This is a genomic window from Streptomyces sp. NPDC058751 (assembly GCF_042746485.1).
In the GTDB taxonomy this organism is placed as follows: Bacteria; Actinomycetota; Actinomycetes; order Streptomycetales; family Streptomycetaceae; genus Streptomyces.
Window position 1 is genome coordinate 148,071 of the sequence record NZ_JBHYPZ010000009.1, and the last position, 13,115, is coordinate 161,185.

The window sequence follows — 13,115 nt, forward strand, 5'->3', positions numbered from 1 at the left end:
GGCCGGTTCACATCACGGGACGCAACACCACGGCAGCCTCGCTCGAGGCCGTCCTGAAGAGAGGAGCGCGGGCTCTTGGCCTGCCCTGGCCGTCCGAACTTTGTTGATCACGCGGGCGGTCCTACGGCCTCAGCCCCCAGACCCGTCAACCGGCAAGGAACAACCAGGTGACGGCGAAGGCGACGAATGCATGTCCGGTCACGGTCAGGCGCATTCCCCACATGTACTGACCTCTGTGGCGTGCCCACACACCCATGCTGCCGGCCCAGAGCTCGCGAGCATGCTTGGCATCACCTGATGCGAGGCACCTGACCAACCCCATCCGGGTTCGATGTATGGCCTGTACGTACCTGAAGAAGAGCGTGGTCCCGCTCAGAGCCACGGCGACGCCCAGCGCCAAGACGATCCGCAGAGCCAGGGCAAGGCCGAGCAGCCGCGGGAACGGGAGCTGCGTCAGGGTCACCAGGATGGCCGTGAGGGAGACAGTCACGTACATGTTGACGTGCTTCGCGTCTTCACCGGCCATCTCGATCAACGCCGTGATGTACTGCATCCTTCGTTCTTCCGGCCCGTCGAGATCAGAGTGATCTGCGGGAAAGGAATGACCTGCCACGACTGCCCCCCCGTCTGGCTCGTGAGGGAAACCATGCCCGGAGTCGACGGCACGGACACCCTGCGGTTGCCTCTTCCGGAGAACGTCATGAGCGATCTCGCCGAGACCCGGTCGGCCGGAACGTGGTGCCGATCGGTTCACCGGAGGGACGAAGCCGCCCAGTGCCCGGCCCGGACCATGAGGTCCGGGCCGGGCGGTGGACGGCGGTGTCAGTGGTAGGCGTGTACGACGGCGTGTCCCTTGCCTCGGCTGATCATCCACCGGTTGAGCGGTGTGGTGAGCACGAAAGCCACGGCCAGGGAAAACGCGAGCGCGGCCCAGAAGAGGAACTGGTCGAGGCCGGCGTCCATCGCGCCGGGCACGCTCACGATGACGGTGTTGTCGATGATTTCCATGACGGCGATGGACACGGTGTCCGCGGCCAGCGCGACCTTGAGCGCCTGACGGACCGGCAGCCCGGCACGCAGCACGCCGCGCATGGTCAGCGCGTAACCGAAGACGAAGGCGAGCGCGACGGAGATGACGACGGTGGTCACGTCGTGCAGGCCCGCGGCGGTACCGATGACCATGCCGAGGACTTCACCGATGGCGCAGCCCGTCAGGCAGTGCAGCGTCGCCCGGGCGGCGGTGCTCCAGGACGTCCCGGAACCATCGTGCTGGTGCTGGTGCTGGTGCTGGTGCTGGTGCTGGTGCTGGTGCTGGTGCACGGTGTGGTCCATCGTCGGCCTCCCCTTCGCCGGATCGTGTCACCCTCCTAACCGTATACCCCCTGGGGGTATTCCGGTGTGGGTGGAACGAGTTCACGTGAACGCCTCGGGCCGGGGTGGTCGGCCTGCGGGCCCGGGGCGGCTGTTCTGCCACGGTTCCGAGCCCGCAGGTCGAGTGCTCCGCTACTCGCCGAGCATCTTGTCCATGCCGGTGATCTCGGACGACTGCGAGGTGACGATCGACTTCGCCATCGTCGTGGCGGGGCCGTAGGCGCCCTTGGCACGCTCGGCCTTCGCCATCGCGATCGCGCCTTCGTGATGGTCGATCATCATCTGCAGGAACGCCTTGTCGAAGGCGTCACCGGACGAGCCTTTCAGCTTGTCCATCTCATCGTCCGACATCATGCCCGGCATCGGAGAGCCGGAGTGATCCATGCCCTCCATGCCCTCCATGCCTTCCATGCCGGCGTCCGGGACCTTCGCGCCCCAGGTCCTCAGCCATTCGGACATGGTGTCGATCTCCGGATCCTGCGCCTGCTCGATCTTGTCGGCCAGGTCCTTCACCTGCTGTGACTTCGCCCGCGAGGCTGCCAGTTCGGCCATGGCCACGGCCTGCCGGTGGTGCGGGATCATCCCTTGGGCGAAGGAGACGTCCTGTGCGTTGTGGCCGCCCTGCGCGGCGGACGCGGTGCTCGAGGGGGTGGCGGTGGACATCGCCTCCCTGCTGTGGCCCGTGTGCTCCGACGACGGGGAGGAGGAACCGCTGCTGCTGCAGGCGGCCAGCACCGTCGCTGCGGTTGCGATGGCGGCCGATACGGCAGTCCGGCGGAAGAGGGAACGGCGAGGTGCCATGAGAGGTGCAACTCCTTGAAGTGCCCGCGCCCACGCGCGGGAAAACGGATGCATGCAGGCCGGAGCGCGCCACCCCGTCAGGAGGGTGGCGTGCGGGAGCCTCTAGATCCGCAGGAGCTGCAACTCGGAAAGATCGGGCGGTGCGCGGCCGTCGACGGGTCCGGCGGCCGGGCCGCCTCCGACGGCCGCGACGGATCCGACACGAACGGCCAGGCCGGGCGTCAGGGCGGGCGGAACGTAAGCGGTGGACGTACCGCCCGCCGCGCATGTCCCGCCGGCGTGGTCCATGGTCATGCCGCCGTCGTGCGCGTCGGACAGATGACGGCAGTCCGCTCCGGCGACATGGACGGGTGCGGGGCGGTGCCCGGGGGACTCGGCCGACATCATCACGTCGTGCCGGCCCGCAGCCGGCATACCGGCGGGGGACAGGGCGTGCATGCCCAGCACCCCCGCGACCAGGGCCAGGACCAGCCACATCCAGCGCACGGAGCTCGCCCCGGAACCGGTGCGGGCGCTGGAGATCATGAGCTCATCGTAGAAGATCTTCTCCGGTCCGGCAGCCAAACGCTCCGCAGGGAACGGCGGTCGTTCAATCCGTCTCGTGCGCCGGAGAGTTCGAAGACGCCGTGACCGAATCCCCGGGCGCGCCGCTCGCCCGGGCGGGGGCACCGTCGCCCTGGAGGAGCTCGGTCCGCCTCCGCTCGAACGGAGGCGGACCGAGCTCCCGCAGGACATGAGGGGGCGACACCCCGCTGAGCCGCCGAGCGGATCGGGAAGAGGGCGTGTCCGGTGGCGGGAATCCGTCTCCGGCAGCGGTGGCAGGCCGCCGACCACGTCGCGGGTGAACAGGCCGCTGAGCAGGTGTGCCTCGGCGTCGGCCGCGGTCTCAAAGCCGTGGAGGACCTGATGGACGTCGCATGCCCCTCCGGGACACCCACGACGTGATCGTGATCGGCGCGGGCGCCTCCGGCCTGGCCGCAGCCCCTGCCCTGCCCACCGGCACTCTGCGGCTGAACACACCCGTCACCGCCGTCCACCCGGACGACGGGAGCCGCCTTGCCGTGCTCACTCCGGCCGGGCCCCTGTACGCCGGGCCCTTCATCCTCTCCGGCGCCGCCTACGCGCTGGCCGCACTCGTCCTCGCCCTCTGGTTGCGCCCCGACCCGCTGCTGCTGGCCCGTACCCTCGCCCAGGCCGAGGAAGCCGCCGCCACCGACCCGGCCGCCGCCGGCACCGATGACACCGGCGAGGGCCGCGGAGGCGTGGTCCTCGGCGCGCTGGTCATGGTCCTCACCAGCTCGTCATGGTCGCGATCATGACGATGACGCCGGTCCACATGCACGACCACGGCCACGGCACCGCAGCCTCCGGCCTCGTCATCGCCGTCCACATCGGCGCCATGTACCTGCCCTCACCCCTCACCGGCCGGCTCGTCGACCGCCACGGCCGCATGAAGATCGCCGCCGCCTCCGGCATCACCCTCCTTGCCGCCGCAGCCCCCGACGACTCCGTCGCCCTGCTCGCGCTCGCGCTCGCCCTGCTCGGCCTCGGCTGGAACCTCGGTCTCGTCTCCGGCACCGCGATCATCACCGACACCGTCCCGCTCGCCACCCGGGCCAAGACCCAGGGCCTGGTCGACGTCTCCATCGCCATCGCCGGAGCCATGGGCGGCATCACCTCCGGCATCATGGTCGCCGCCACCAGCTACCCCGCCCTCGCCCTCACCGGCGGCATCCTCTCCCTCGCCCTCCTGCCCGCCGTCGCCGCGACCGCCGATGAACCCCGCCAATCCTGCGACTCCATCGCCCTGTCTCACCGTCGACGGCACCGGCCTGCTCCGCGTCACCCTCCTGCTGCGCCTGCGCGAGGAGATCGACGGTGCCCGACCGGGCACCGTCGTCCACGTCATCACCACCGACCCGGCCGCCCCGCTCCGACCGGCCGCCGACACACCGCCCACCCGGGCCGACGCGCCATGGCACCCCGCCACCGGTCCGGGCACCGCGCCGGTGTCCCCGCGTGCCGAAGCCGTCCCGAACACTCCGGACGTCCGGCTCGCCGGGCTACGCCTGGGGAGCTGACCCGCCCCGCGTGCCGACGAGTTCGAAGACGCCGTAGCCGAATCCCCGGGCGCTCACCGTACCGACGTCGATCCCGACGCCGTCCGACTCCAGGACGCGGACGCCGGTGACCCGCTCCACCGAACAACTCGCCTGCTCCCGGCGTGGGTTGACCACGACGAGATACCTGCCGCCCCGCACGTACACGAACGGGTACCCGGCGTGCACCACCTCGACCGAGCCGGCCGGTCCCAGCTCCGGCGCGCCGGTGCGCAACGCGACCAGACGGCGTACGAGGTGCAGGAGCGAGGTTTCGTCGGCCCGTTGGGCGGCCACCGTCGGGCGGTCCGGGGCCGGGTCGAGGGGCAGGTACAGGCGGTCGGCGGGGGCCGTGGAGAAACCGGCGTTGGGGCCCTCGTCCCACTGCATCGGCGTACGGGAACCCGCGCGGTTGTAGCGCGGGCCCAGCACGCTTCCCTCCTTCTCGGGCAGCCCGGGGACGTAGCGCATGCCGATCTCGTCGCCGTAGTAGATCGCCGGGAGCGTCGGCCAGGTGAGCTGGAAGACGAAGGCGACGGGCAGCTGACCGGCCGTGCGCGGACCGCAGTTGAGGCGGGAGAAGTCGTGGTTGGCGGTCGGCAGCGAGATGAACCCCCGCTCGCCGAGCGCGTCGGCCGCACCGCGCCAGGCGTCCAGGAACGGGCGCGGTGAGCCGCGGCCCCCGGCGTCGAAGAAGCAGTCGAGCGGATCCCAGGCCTCGTTGACCGTGCCCTCGCCGTTGCTCCACAACGAGCGCAGGGCGAGCCCGTCGGAGGGGCCGCCGAACTGGAGGAAGAAGTCCGCGTGGAACCCCGCCGGGACGGACACCTCGGGGTCGCCCCACTCAGCGAGCAGCACGGCCTCCGGGTGCGCGCCGTCCAGCCAGTGCCTCAACTCCCTCCAGATCGCGGCAGTCTCCCGCTTGTCCGGGTCGTCCTTCACGAGCGAGGCGGCCATGTCCACGCGGAAGCCGGCCACTCCGAGCCCCAGCCAGTGGTCCATCACCGTGCGCAGCGCGGCGCGGTTGGCGCGCGGGCCCGGCGCGTCGACCGGCAGCCGCCAGGGCTCGTCCGGACGGGCGCGCCCGTAACCGAAGTTGAGGGCGGGCTGGAAGGCGAAGAAGTTCGGCAGGTACGACCCCTGGCGGGTCCCGGGGGAGGGGACGAATCCGTCCGGCGCGTGTCCCTCGGGTGCCCAGATGTACCGGTCGTCGGCCGGATCGTCCATCGCGGCCCGGAACCAGGGGTGCTGGTCGGAGGTGTGGCCCGCCACGAGGTCGAGGAGCACGCGGATGCCGCGGCGGCCCGCCGCGTCGACGAGGCGGGCGAGGCCGTCGGAGGAGCCGTAGCGGGGTGCGACGCGCAGGTAGTCGGCGACGTCGTACCCGGCGTCGCCGAACGGGGACACGAAACACGGGTTGAGCCATACGGCGTTGACGCCCAGCCACGCGAGGTGGTCGAGGCGCTCGGTGATTCCGTCGAAGTCGCCGATGCCGTCGCCGTCGGAGTCGGCGAACGACTGCGGATAGATCTGGTAGAAGACGGCGTCGGCCAGCCATGCGGGGGCGGGGCGGAACGAGGTCATACCGGGACGATAGATCAGCGCACCGGGTGTCCGCTGCCCCGCGGGTCGCCGTTCGGCCGCCGTCGGCCATCGTGCCGCGGGCGCGGGTGCGGGACCTGGCCCGGGAAAGCGCCTGTTCCGTCCGGCGGGCCGGTTCCGGACGGTGCGGCCGGGGCCTGGACAATCCATGGTGTGGAGACGAGTGGAACGAAGAGGGAGCCGCTGGCGGTGGCCGCCGTCCAGCCGGTGTGGGCCGGAGCGGATGTCCCGGCGAACGTCGGGGAACACGCGCGGGCCGTCGGGCGGGCGAACGCGCGACTGGTGGTCTTCCCCGAGTTCTCCCTCACCGGATACGACCTCGACGCGCCCTCGCTGGCCGTGGACGACGGTCGTCTCGGGCCCTTGGTGGACGCTTGCCGTGCCGTCGGCTCGGTGGCGCTGGTCGGCGCGCCGGTCAGTGACGAGGACGGTCGCGACCACATCGCCACTCTGGCCGTGACCGGTGACGGCGTGACGGTGGTGTACCGGAAGATGTGGTTGCACGGGGCCGAGTTCGACCGGTTCAGCCCCGGCGGGAAACCGGCGGTGATCACCGTCGACGGCTGGAGGCTCGGACTGGCCATCTGCTACGACGCCGCCGTGCCCGAGCACGCCGCCGACACGGCGGCGCTCGGCATCGACGCCTACGTGGCGAGCACCCTCTACGGGCCTGGACCCGACTCCGCGGCCCGCCGGGACGCCCATGTGCGGGAGCGCGCCGCCGCCCACGGCGTCTGGGTCGTTCTCTCCACCGCAGCCGGCCCCAGCGGCTCCTACGCGCGGACCTCCGGCGGCTCGGGCGTCTGGGGGCGGAGCGGAGAGCTGGTCGCCCAGGCCGGTTGTGACGCGGGCGAGATCACGGCGGCCCTGCTCGACTGACGGGCGGTTCGATCCCCGCCCGCCCGGCCGGCGTCGCACCGCCGTCGGCGTCCACGGCCGGATGCGCTCAGCCCGGGTGTCCGTGCTGCTCGACGATGGGGTGCGGCCGGGGGGCGCCTGCCCGCAACCCGTCCATGACGAGGTCGAGGAGGCGGGTGGCGCGCGGCCGCCAGCCCTCTTCCGGCGTCATCTGCCACAGGCCCGCGATGGCGAGGACGAAGTCGTCGGCGGTGACCCCGGGGCGGATGGTGCCCGCCTCCTCGCCGGCGCGCAGCAGGAGTTCGGCCGCCTCGGTCACCGGCGTGGGAGAGGGCCTCGAGGGGCCTCCGGGCGCACTGGTGGCGAGGCGGATCGCGTCGGCCAGACCGGCTTTGGTCATGGCGAACTCGGCCAGCCGGTCCATCCAGACGCGCAGGGCCTGGTGCGGTGGGAACTCCTGGAGGAGCCGGGGCGCGCTGTCGGCGACCTGCCGCATCTCGTGGCGGTAGATCTCCAGGACGAGGGTCTCGCGGTTGGGGAAGTTCCGGTAGAGCGTGCCCTGGCCGACACCGGCCTTCTTGGCGATGGCGCTGAGCGGTGCGTCCGGACGCTGTGTCAGCTCGTGCAGGGCGATGCGGAGGATGCGTTCGCGGTTGCGTTGCGCGTCCGAGCGCAGAGGGGGGTCCTTCTCGTGCCGCACTCGTCGCTCCTCAAGTCATGTGGCCGGATAGCGTCCTTGATAAGCGGACAGCTGTCCGTTACGTTTCCGGGTAGTGGACGGCTGTCCGGTTCGGGCCCAGCCTAGCCGCAGCCACGGTCCGCACGTCAGCCCGCCGAGGCCGTCGGGGCTGCTCATGGGTGGCCCTGCCGCGTTCGTTCCACCCGAACGCCTCACTCCCTCACGCACTCCATGTCGCCTGCGGTGTCGCGCTGTTGGCGACGCTGCCATCGCTGCAGGCGCACGCCAAGAAGCCACCCGGCCTCGGTACCGAGGCCGGCACACCCCAAGTACGGCACACCTGAAAGAAGTTGCTCATGGGTTTATCGACGTCCAGCGTCATCACCCTGCACGTCAACGGCGAGAAGCACACGCTGCCCGTCGACCACCGCACCACCCTGCTCGACGCCCTGCGCGAGCGGCTCGACCTGACCGGCACGAAGAAGGGCTGCGACCAAGGCCAGTGCGGTGCCTGCACCGTTCTGGTCGACGGCCGCAGGACAGTGGCCTGCCTGCAGTTCGCGGTCGCGGCCGAAGGGCGTGAGATCACCACCGTCGAAGGCGTGGCGACCGGCGGCCGGCTGCACCCGGTCCAGCAGGCGTTCCTCGATCTCGACGGCTACCAGTGCGGCTACTGCACGCCCGGGCAGATCTGTTCGGCGATCGGCATGCTCGCGGAACACGCCGCCGGATGGCCGAGCGCCGCTTCCGGGGACGTACGTCCGGCAGCCGGCCCGGCACCGCTGACCCCCGAGGAGATCCGTGAGCGGATGAGCGGCAACCTGTGCCGGTGCAGCGCGTACACGTCGATCGTCGAGGCCGTCGCACGAGCCGCCGACGCCGCCGTCGGCGCCCCGTCGGCGGCGGACACGTCGGCGCGGTCCGGGGAGGCCGCAGCGTGAAGGAGTTCGACTACCGCAAGGCTCCCGACGTTCCGGGTGCCGTCGCCCTCCTCGACGCCGATCCGGACGCGCGCTACCTCGCCGGCGGCACCAACCTGGTCGACCTGATGAAGAGCGGCGTGGAGCGCCCCTCCCGTCTCGTCGACGTACGACAACTGCCCCTGGACCGCGTCGAGTCGACCCCGGACGGCGGACTTCTCGTCGGCGCGACCGTCACCAACGGCGATCTCGCCGCCCACCCCGACATCCGCAGCCGCTGTCCGATGCTGACCCAGGCCGTGCTCGCCGGTGCCTCCGGCCAGCTGCGCAACATGGCCACGGTCGGCGGCAACCTCCTCCAGCGCACCCGCTGCGCCTACTTCACCGACACGGCCAAGCCGTGCAACAAACGCGACCCCGGCAGCGGCTGTCCGGCCCTCGGCGGCGAGCACCGCAACCACGCCATCCTCGGCGCCTCCGAGAGCTGCGTGGCCGTGCACCCCTCGGACATGGCCGTCGCCCTGGCCGCCCTCGACGCCGTCGTGCACTACGAAACCGCCGATGGGCGGGGCGAGTTGCCGCTGGAGCAGCTGTACCTGCCCGTCGCCGACGCACCGGACCGCGAGACGGCCCTGCCGGCGGGCGCGCTGATCACCGGTGTCTCACTGCCGCCGCTGCCGGTCGCGGCCCGCTCCCGGTACCGCAAGGTACGCGAACGGGCCTCCTACGCCTTCGCGATCGGCTCCGTCGCCGCCGCGCTCGACATCCGCGACGGGATCGTGCGCGACGCACGCCTCGCGTTCGGCGCGGTCGCCTCCCGGCCCTGGCGCGCCCGGACAGCCGAGCGGACCCTGATCGGGGCGCCCGCGACCGCCGAGACGTACGCGGCCGCCGCCGAGGCCGAACTGGAGGCGGCCCGGCCGCTGCCGCACAACGGATACAAGGTGACCTTGATGCGCAACCTGACCGTGGCCGTGCTCAGTGAGCTCGGCGAGGAGGCCGCACGATGACCACCACCGTACGGAAGACCGCCGTACGGGCGGTCGGCACCGCCCACGTGCGGGTGGAAGGGCGGGACAAGGTCACCGGCGCCGCCCGCTACGCGGGTGACGTCCCCTTCACCGGACTCGGCCACGGATGGCTGGTGCTGTCCACCGTCGCGCGGGGCCGCATCCGTGACATCGCGAGCGCACCCGTCCTCGGGATGCCCGGTGTCCTCACCGTCCTGGACCACCGCGGCGCCCCACGCCTGAACACCGACTACGCCGGCCTGATGGGCATCAGGCCCGACCCCACCTGCGCCGTCTTCCAGAACGACACCGTGCCCCACCTGGGCTGGCCGGTGGCCCTCGTCGTCGCGGAGACGCCCGAGCAGGCACGGGAAGCGGCCGAAGCCCTGGTCGTCGACTACGAGGTGCTGCCGCACGACACCGACTTCCACGGGGACCACCCGGACTCCTACCCCGCGGACGGTCACATGCCCGGGGTGACGGACAAGGGCGACCTGGAAGCCGAACTGGCCGCGTCGGCCGCCGTCGTGGACGAGGAGTACACCACCCCGGAAGAACACCACCACCCCATGGAGCCCCACGCCGCGACCGCCCGCTGGGAGGACGGCCGCCTGGAAGTGGTCGACTCCAACCAGGGCGCCACCTGGGTGGTCGGCGAACTGGCCAACCTGTTCTCACTGGATCCCGCGTCGGTGCGCGTGCGTTCGGAGCACGTCGGCGGCGGATTCGGCAGCAAGGGCGTACGCGCCCACCAGGTGGCGGCCGTGATGGCCGCCACGGTCCTCGGCCGGCCGGTGCGCGTGGCCCTGACCCGGTCCCAGATGTTCGCCCTGGCCGGCCACCGCAGCCCCACGGTCCAGCGGATCAGGCTCGGAGCCGACGCCGACGGGCGGCTGCGCGCCCTGGACCACCGCTCGGTGAGCCGGACCGCCACGGTCTACGAGTTCGTCGAGCCGAGCGCCGGTGTGGCACGGACGATGTACGACGCCGACGCCCACCACACCGAGAACCGCGTCGTACGGCTCGACGTACCCAGCCCCACCTTCATGCGCGCGCCCGGTGAGGCGCCGGGAGCCTTCGCCCTGGAGTCCGCGCTCGACGAACTCGCCGAGAAGTGCGGGATCGACCCGATCGAACTGCGCCTGCGCAACGAGCCCGACAAGGGCCCCGTCTCGGGCCTGCCCTTCGCCGGCCGCAACCTGCGGGCCTGCTTCGACGAGGGCGCCCGCCGCTTCGGCTGGGACCGGCGCGATCCCCGCCCCCGTGCGCGGCGCGACGGCCGCTGGCTGCTGGGCACCGGCACCGCCGCCGCGTCCTTCCCCGCGGGCACAGCCCCCTCCACGGCCGCCATCACCGCCGAGGCCGACGGCCGCTTCACCGTGCGGATATCGGCCGCCGACATCGGAACGGGCGCCCGGACCGCGCTCACCCTCGTCGCCGCCGACGCCCTCGACGTCACACCCGACCGGGTGACCGTGCGGATCGGGGACAGCGACTTCGGCTTCGCGATGATCGCCGGCGGTTCGATGGGCACCCGCTCCTGGTCCCTGGCCGTCACCGCGGCCGCCGCCACCCTGCGGGAGCGCCTCGTTCCCGGCGCGGTGATCCCCGCCGAGGGAATCACCGTGCGTTCGGACACCACCGCCCAGATCGCGGCGCTCACGAACATGGAACGGCACTCCTACGGCGCCCAGTTCGCCGAGGTCGCCGTGGACCCGGCCACGGGCGAGGTGCGCGTGCGCCGCATGCTCGGCGTCTTCGCCGCGGGCCGCATCGTCAACCCGCTGACCGCGCGCGGCCAGTTCACCGGCGGAATGATCTGGGGCATCTCCATGGCCCTGCACGAGGAGGCCGTGCGCGATCCGGCGTTCGGCGGCCCGGTCGGCGCCGACCTGGCCGGCTATCACGTGGCCACACACGCCGACGTCCCGCGCATCGAGGCGGACTGGGTGGACGACGCCGACCCCGACGACCCGGTCGGCATCAAGGGCATCGGCGAGGTGGGCATCGTCGGTGCCGCGGCCGCCGTCGCCAACGCGGTCTGGCACGCCACGGGCGTACGGCAGCGCCACCTGCCCATCCGCCCGGACCGCGTCCTCACGGCGGCGGGCGACGATGCTTGACCTGCTCCCGGAACTGAAGGACTGGCTCGACGACGGCCGTGACGTCGCCGTCGCCACCGTCGTGTCCGTCAGCGGCAGCGCACCACGCGGTCCCGGTGCCGCCCTCGCCGTGGACCGGGCCGGCACCGTCATCGGCTCGGTGTCGGGCGGCTGCGTCGAGGGCGCGGTCCACGAGCTGTGCACTCAGGCGCTGGAGACCGGGCAGAGCGTCGTGGAGCGGTTCGGCTACAGCGACGAGGACGCCTTCGCCGTGGGCCTGACCTGCGGCGGCGTCCTCGACGTGATGGTCACCCCTGTGTTCGCCGGCACGCCGGTCAGGGCACTGCTGCGATCCGCGTCGAACGCCGTGGAGAGGGGCGAGCCGGTCGCCCTGGCCCGAGTGGTCGACGGGCGGCCCGAACACCTCGGCGCCGCCCTGCTCGTCCACGGCGACGGCTCCACCGAAGGCGGCCTCGGGATCCACGAGGACCTCGACCGCACGGCCGCGGCGCAGGCCCGGGCCGCGCTCGACGCGGGCCGCACGGGTACGGCCGGCCTGTCGCCGGACGGATCGCACCGCCCCGGCGGACCCACCCTGCTCGTGGAGGCCCGTACGCCGCCACCACGGATGATCGTGTTCGGCGCGATCGACTTCGCCGCGGCTCTCGTGCGGGCCGGGAAGTTCCTGGGCTACCACGTCACGGTGTGCGACGCCCGGCCGGTCTTCACCACGCGGGCCCGTTTTCCCGAAGCGGACGAGGTCGTCGTGGACTGGCCGCACCGCTATCTGCGGGAGACCCGGACCGACGAACGGACCGTGCTGTGCGTCCTGACGCACGACGCCAAGTTCGACGTCCCCCTGCTGGAGGTGGCGCTGCGGCTGCCGGTCGCCTTCGTGGGCGCGATGGGTTCACGTCGCACCCACGCCGACCGAAACCGCAGGCTGCGTGAAGTGGGCTTACGTACGGAGGAGTTGGCGCGGCTCAGGTCGCCCATCGGGCTCGACCTCAAGGGCCGTACGTCCGAGGAGACCGCCCTGTCGATCGCGGCGGAGATCGTCGCGGTCCACAGAGGCGGAACGGGCCGCCCCCTGACAGGAGCGGGAACCCCGATCCACTGATCCCGTGCCACTGCCCCGGCCGTGCGATCGACGGACGAAATCGAGTGGCTCGGGCGGTCCCGTGATCGTTAGCCTCGCCGACCATGAAACAGCGGCGGCAGAAGAAACTCTCCCACCGTCTCTTCGAGGCGATCCTGTCCGGTGACGCCAGGAGCGTGAAGGCGCTGCTGCGCGGCGGAGCGAGTCCGCAGAGGAGGAACAGCTACGGCACCACGCCCCTCTACCTGGCGTCGGTACAGGGAGAGGCCGAGGTGGCTCGTCTGCTCATGGAGGCCGCTGCTCTCCCCGACACGGAAAGCAGCGGCCCCGGCTCGGAAGGCACACCGCTGTGCGCGGCCGCCTGCTGGGGGCACACCGAAACGGTCCGGGAACTGTTGGCGCACGGCGCCGATCCCGACCTGCGCGAGGACGACGGCGCGGGCTGGTCCCCACTGGACTGGGCCGAGAACGGCGCCCACCTCGACACCGTCGAAGTCCTCAGGGCGGCAGGAGCACACGGAACACCGAGAGCCGATCCGGCTCCGTAGGCGATGAGACCCGAACCTCACCCCCG

13 protein-coding genes and 1 pseudogene are annotated in these 13,115 nt (G+C 72.0%); 8 read left to right on the forward strand and 6 right to left on the reverse strand.

Features of this window, described 5'->3' with window-relative positions:
- Positions 1–145: 145 nt before the first annotated feature.
- From ACFW6B_RS11490 to ACFW6B_RS11505, 4 genes are all read right to left on the reverse strand, one after another.
- Positions 146–553 carry a hypothetical protein gene (locus ACFW6B_RS11490; protein WP_386594525.1) on the reverse strand — a complete coding sequence of 136 codons (408 nt, stop codon included), beginning with the start codon at positions 551–553 and terminating at the stop codon, positions 146–148.
- 269 nt (positions 554–822) lie between these two features.
- Entirely contained in the window at positions 823–1,332 is a 510-nt protein-coding gene (locus tag ACFW6B_RS11495; RefSeq protein ID WP_386594527.1) for a DUF4396 domain-containing protein, read from the reverse strand.
- A 171-nt stretch (positions 1,333–1,503) separates the two neighbouring features.
- Positions 1,504–2,172, reverse strand: a complete 669-nt coding sequence (locus tag ACFW6B_RS11500) for a DUF305 domain-containing protein (RefSeq protein ID WP_386594529.1) — start codon at positions 2,170–2,172, stop codon at positions 1,504–1,506.
- Positions 2,173–2,274: 102 nt separating this feature from the next.
- The gene (locus ACFW6B_RS11505; RefSeq protein ID WP_386594531.1) at positions 2,275–2,697 is read right to left on the reverse strand and encodes a DUF6153 family protein; all 423 of its coding nucleotides are present in this window, start codon (positions 2,695–2,697) and stop codon (positions 2,275–2,277) included.
- A 554-nt stretch (positions 2,698–3,251) separates the two neighbouring features.
- Here ACFW6B_RS11505 and ACFW6B_RS11510 point away from each other — a divergent pair.
- Together ACFW6B_RS11510 and ACFW6B_RS11515 are read left to right on the forward strand one after the other, a co-directional pair.
- A pseudogene (locus ACFW6B_RS11510) lies at positions 3,252–3,946 on the forward strand (MFS transporter); the annotation flags it as partial.
- Position 3,947: 1 nt separating this feature from the next.
- Positions 3,948–4,253, forward strand: coding sequence for a sulfurtransferase TusA family protein (locus ACFW6B_RS11515; protein WP_386594660.1), 306 nt, complete (start codon positions 3,948–3,950; stop codon positions 4,251–4,253).
- Here the strand turns inward: ACFW6B_RS11515 and ACFW6B_RS11520 are convergent.
- Positions 4,236–5,855: an alpha-amylase family glycosyl hydrolase gene (locus ACFW6B_RS11520; RefSeq protein WP_386594533.1), complete on the reverse strand. Its 1,620-nt coding sequence runs from the start codon at positions 5,853–5,855 to the stop codon at positions 4,236–4,238. The genes ACFW6B_RS11515 and ACFW6B_RS11520 overlap by 18 nt on opposite strands.
- Before the next feature lie 171 nt (positions 5,856–6,026).
- Here ACFW6B_RS11520 and ACFW6B_RS11525 point away from each other — a divergent pair, with 171 nt between their 5' ends.
- Complete coding sequence (locus ACFW6B_RS11525) at positions 6,027–6,752, forward strand: carbon-nitrogen hydrolase family protein (RefSeq protein WP_386594535.1); 726 nt, start codon at positions 6,027–6,029, stop codon at positions 6,750–6,752.
- A 67-nt stretch (positions 6,753–6,819) separates the two neighbouring features.
- Here the strand turns inward: ACFW6B_RS11525 and ACFW6B_RS11530 are convergent, their stop codons facing one another.
- Positions 6,820–7,431 (reverse strand): TetR/AcrR family transcriptional regulator, encoded by a 612-nt coding sequence (locus tag ACFW6B_RS11530; protein WP_386594537.1) that lies wholly within the window; start codon positions 7,429–7,431, stop codon positions 6,820–6,822.
- 335 nt (positions 7,432–7,766) lie between these two features.
- Between ACFW6B_RS11530 and ACFW6B_RS11535 the strand changes: the two genes are divergently transcribed.
- The 5 genes from ACFW6B_RS11535 to ACFW6B_RS11555 all read left to right on the forward strand — a co-directional run bounded on the left by ACFW6B_RS11535 (position 7,767) and on the right by ACFW6B_RS11555 (position 13,089).
- Positions 7,767–8,351, forward strand: a complete 585-nt coding sequence (locus ACFW6B_RS11535) for a (2Fe-2S)-binding protein (RefSeq protein ID WP_386594539.1) — start codon at positions 7,767–7,769, stop codon at positions 8,349–8,351.
- Positions 8,348–9,340 (forward strand): FAD binding domain-containing protein, encoded by a 993-nt coding sequence (locus tag ACFW6B_RS11540; RefSeq protein ID WP_386594541.1) that lies wholly within the window; start codon positions 8,348–8,350, stop codon positions 9,338–9,340. Before ACFW6B_RS11535 ends, ACFW6B_RS11540 begins: the two co-directional genes overlap by 4 nt.
- Positions 9,337–11,463 (forward strand): xanthine dehydrogenase family protein molybdopterin-binding subunit, encoded by a 2,127-nt coding sequence (locus ACFW6B_RS11545; RefSeq protein WP_386594543.1) that lies wholly within the window; start codon positions 9,337–9,339, stop codon positions 11,461–11,463. Before ACFW6B_RS11540 ends, ACFW6B_RS11545 begins: the two co-directional genes overlap by 4 nt.
- Positions 11,456–12,562: an XdhC family protein gene (locus tag ACFW6B_RS11550; protein WP_386594545.1), complete on the forward strand. Its 1,107-nt coding sequence runs from the start codon at positions 11,456–11,458 to the stop codon at positions 12,560–12,562. Before ACFW6B_RS11545 ends, ACFW6B_RS11550 begins: the two co-directional genes overlap by 8 nt.
- Before the next feature lie 83 nt (positions 12,563–12,645).
- Positions 12,646–13,089: an ankyrin repeat domain-containing protein gene (locus tag ACFW6B_RS11555; RefSeq protein ID WP_386594547.1), complete on the forward strand. Its 444-nt coding sequence runs from the start codon at positions 12,646–12,648 to the stop codon at positions 13,087–13,089.
- Positions 13,090–13,115: the final 26 nt, after the last annotated feature.